The organism is Gryllotalpicola sp. CP2-P1 (genome assembly GCF_057512245.1).
The window spans coordinates 1-2,047 of record NZ_JBLRDT010000318.1 but is presented as its reverse complement, the minus strand read 5'-3'; the positions used below and the strand labels follow the sequence as shown (position 1 = coordinate 2,047).

Annotated in this window: 3 protein-coding genes and 1 pseudogene; 3 read left to right on the top strand and 1 reads right to left on the bottom strand. The window is 71.2% G+C overall.

Features of this window, described 5'->3' with window-relative positions:
- A partial coding sequence (locus tag ACM2XV_RS14715; protein ID WP_487027474.1) for a tetratricopeptide repeat protein occupies positions 1–294 on the top strand: 294 nt, incomplete at its 5' end.
- On the top strand, positions 291–764 hold the full coding sequence (locus tag ACM2XV_RS14710; RefSeq protein WP_487027473.1) for a tetratricopeptide repeat protein: 474 nt from the start codon (positions 291–293) through the stop codon (positions 762–764). The genes ACM2XV_RS14715 and ACM2XV_RS14710, both read left to right, overlap by 4 nt.
- Before the next feature lie 111 nt (positions 765–875).
- On the opposite strand, the gene ACM2XV_RS14705 is transcribed toward ACM2XV_RS14710, so the two are convergent.
- Positions 876–1,700 carry a Bax inhibitor-1/YccA family protein gene (locus ACM2XV_RS14705; protein ID WP_487027472.1) on the bottom strand — a complete coding sequence of 275 codons (825 nt, stop codon included), beginning with the start codon at positions 1,698–1,700 and terminating at the stop codon, positions 876–878.
- A gap of 83 nt (positions 1,701–1,783) precedes the next feature.
- Here ACM2XV_RS14705 and ACM2XV_RS14700 point away from each other — a divergent pair.
- Positions 1,784–2,047, top strand: a pseudogene (locus ACM2XV_RS14700) (hypothetical protein); the annotation flags it as partial.

The window sequence follows — 2,047 nt, the reverse complement described above, 5'->3', positions numbered from 1 at the left end:
GAGGCGCTCGGACGCGTCGCGCCCTCGCCCGTCGTCGAGCTCAACCGCGCCGTTGCGGTGTCGATGGCCGAGGGGCCCGCGACCGCCCTGCGGCTCGTCGATGAGCTCGTCGCGACCGGGGAACTCGCGGGGTATGGCCTGCTGCCGAGCGTGCGCGGCGAGCTGCTGGCGCGTCTCGGGCGGGCCGACGAGGCGCGGGCGGAGTTCACGCGGGCGATCGCCCAGACTGCGAACGAGCGCGAGCGCGCGGTGCTCGAGAGCAAGCTGCGCGGCCTGGCAGGATCGGGTGCGTGAGTGAGACCAGCTGGCGGGCGCGTGTCGACGCGTTCTGGGCCGAGTTCGATGACAGCGACGCCGAGGGATGCCTGAACCGCATGCGCGCCCTCGTCGACGAGCGCCCCGCCGGCGACCCCGAAGCGCTCGCCGAGTGGGGCGGCGTGCACGACTCGCTCGGTCTCGAGGAGGAGGCCGTCGGGCCGTACCGCGCGGCGCTGGCGGCGGGACTGCCGCCCGAGCACGCCCACCAGGTGACGATTCAGCTCGCGAGCACCCTGCGGAACCTCGGCCGGACGGACGAAGCCCTCGAGCTGATCGACGGGCTCGACGCCCCGGAGCTCGGCGACGCCCCTGCGTTCTTCCGGGCCCTGGTGCTGCACAGCGCCGGCCGCTCGGCGGAAGCGCTGCAGACGGCGCTCGCCGCGCTGGCAGAGCACCTGCCGCGCTACCAGCGCTCGGCCCGTGCCTACGCGGCCGAGCTGGCGTAGGCCCCGTCCTGCTCGTGGTTTTGCGTCCCAGCCCGACGTTCGCGTCCTCGCGAGGGGGCGCAACTGTCGGCGCGGGACGCAAAACGTGTCCGCGCGCGGCGCCGCGCCTGGCTAGTTGCGACCGCCGCCGCTCAGGATCGCGAACAGCCGCAGGAACTCGACGTACAGCCAGATCAGGGTCACCATCAGGCCGAAGGCGCCTTGCCAGCCGTATGCCCGCGGCACCCGGTTCTCGACCCCGTTCTTGATGAACTCGAAGTCGAGCACGAGCGAGTACGCACCCATCAGCACCGCGAGGATTCCGACGATCAGGCCGAGCGGAATGCCCATGAAGGTCATCGAGTTGAGGCCGAAGGCGAGGTCGGAGGAGACCCCGCCGAACACCATGAGCCCGACGTTGACCAGGCTGTAGACGGCGTAGCCGATCATCGCGCCGAGGAAGACCTTGGTGAGGCGGTTGGATGCCCGTACCTTGCCGCTCGCGAAGAGGGCGAGCATGACGCCGAAGACCCCGAGCGTGGCGATGACCGCCTGAACGACGACGCCGCCGAAGACCTGCTCGAAGATGCGCGAGATGCCGCCGAGGAAGAGGCCCTGCGCCGCGGCGTACATGACGATCAGCGCGGCCGACGGCTTGCGCTTGAAGGCGTTGACGAGGCCGAGGACGAGGCCGACGATGGCGCCGACGATCGTGAGCGCGGGCACGAACCAGGCGACGACGCCCGTGGCCAGCAGCACGGCGAACAGCGCGACGGTCTTGACGACGGTGTCTTCGTAGGTCATGCGGCCGGTCTCGGCCGAGCCGGCGCTGCGCGCGTTGAAGAGTGCTTCGAGGTCGGGGCCCTGCCCGACGGTGCTCGGGTCGACCGGCTGGGGCGCACCGCCCGCACGGAAAGCGGAGACGCGGTTGAGGGCCGGGTTGTTGGACGCTGCCATGAATACGACGGTAGCCGCATGTGCGACTCCTGTGGCTGACAAGCACCCTTGAGAACCGTGCACGCGCACGCGAGGCTGAACCCGTGCCTGCAGCCGGCCGATCGTGGAGCCTCGGCGCCCTCGCCGCGCTGGTCGCGTTCGCCTTCTCGTGGATCCCGTCGTACTGGGCCGACGAGGTCGCCACGGTACGGGCGGCCCGGCTCCCACCGGCCGAACTGCTCGCGTTCACGACGCGCTACGTCGACGCCGGGCACACCGTCTACTACATCGCCCTGCACTACTGGTCGGCGCTGTTCGGCTTCTCGGAGGCGGCCACGCGCGGATTCTCCGCCCTCGGGGTCGGCATC